The organism is Massilia sp. CFBP 13721 (assembly GCF_014842025.1).
In the GTDB taxonomy this organism is placed as follows: domain Bacteria; phylum Pseudomonadota; class Gammaproteobacteria; order Burkholderiales; family Burkholderiaceae_D; genus Telluria.
Genome location: NZ_JACYUY010000057.1, coordinates 1 through 1490, shown reverse-complemented (window position 1 = coordinate 1490; position 1490 = coordinate 1). Strand labels below are relative to the sequence as shown.

Genomic DNA, 1490 nt, shown 5'->3' with positions numbered 1-1490 from the left:
GCCAGTCATTTAAAGGTCTTAGCTAACAAACCCTGCCTTGAGTACCCGAGCCGTCGATACATGGCGGCGCTTTTCTGCAGCCGATACGATGGATTTCTCTTTCGGCTTCTTGGGGCTAGTAGGGTTCTTGCGTAGCGCCTTGATCCTGGCATGTACGGCGATTTCCAGCAGGAGGCGGCTTAGTTGCGGGGCGTCGATGGCATCGTAGGCCGCCCATGCGGCTGGCGTGGTCGCCATCATCATGCCTGCATAGCAGCTCTTGACTTCAAGCGCGACATAAAACGGCGACAGCTCGATGCCGCTACTGGCTAAATCATGCGCTTGCGAGATCGCTGCCTGAATGACGCTCAGAACGTTATAGGCCATCACGGCCACGCCGAAAGCGAACAAGGCTACACGTGGATGGCCAAGTGTTTTGACTTCGCTGTGCAGAACCGATTCAAGTCGCTGGAAGAGCGTCTCGATTTTCCAGCGCTTCCGATAGAGACGCGCTATTTCGCAGGCCGTGAATTCTTCGCCAGGCAGATTTGTCAGGATCCGAATGACCTTCTCTCCGCTGTCGGTCGCCCCATTCAGGCGCAGTTCAATTCGCCGCAGCGGTACTGTGTTCCCTGCCTCGCCTTCGAACTCGACTGTTTGCTCGAACACGACTCCTGTTTCGACAAGCCCTTCAGAAGACATGTCGCCAAGCGCAGTTGGATTAGGTGTACTGCTGTGCTCACGTACGATGAAATTGCAACCGCGGCGGTCCCACTCGCTTAGGATGGTGCGGGTGCTGAAGGCGCGATCGGCGATCCACAGTTCGCCCGGCATGGCGCGATCGAGCAGTGACGACATCAGGGCACGCTCCTGCGTATAAGCGTCTTCACATGGTTCGATATCGTGTATCAAATCATCGTCCGGATCGTAGATGATCAGGGAGTAGCCCGGCAGGGGAGCGCCACCAAAGCCACGCAATGGCTTGAGCCGCTTTTCGGTCGCCGGCAAATGGCTGCCATCGACGATGCGTACCCGGTAGCCAGGCGCTGTAAGTGGTTTGTCTTTGATCATCGGCGCCAGCACTGCGTCGAGACGCATTGCGCTTTCAGTGACCAGGGCGCGCACCAGATTTGGCTCCGTATGATTGACCTTGTCATACAGTGCCTGCAGCGACACGCCTAACTCCGGGCACTCCCTGGCAGCAGCATGCAACGATGGGCGTAACCCAACCGCAACCAACGACATCAACTCTACTGTTCTAGAAAACAGCAACTCCCTCTCATATTGCTTGCCGCGCTTACGCTCAAATAACTTGTCGAGCCAGGCAGGCTTTAACGCATGCTGCAGCGCTAGCCGCGCCATCACCGTGACCGGACTTCCCTTGGCACAATGCTCTATTATTTCGTTCATCAACATGGCACATTCCTCCTGTACCACTTGGACGCGATCTACAGATAATAGTGCCACGCTATTGCAGTTGCACTAAGGAAGCGCACCTTTAAAGGACTGGC

1 protein-coding gene is annotated in these 1490 nt (G+C 56.0%); it reads right to left on the bottom strand.

All coding sequences use genetic code 11. The features are described from left to right. Nucleotides 1-18: 18 nt before the first annotated feature. The gene (locus tag IFT60_RS26135) at nucleotides 19-1341 is read right to left on the bottom strand and encodes an IS4 family transposase (protein WP_374001309.1); all 1323 of its coding nucleotides are present in this window, start codon (nucleotides 1339-1341) and stop codon (nucleotides 19-21) included. Nucleotides 1342-1490: the final 149 nt, after the last annotated feature.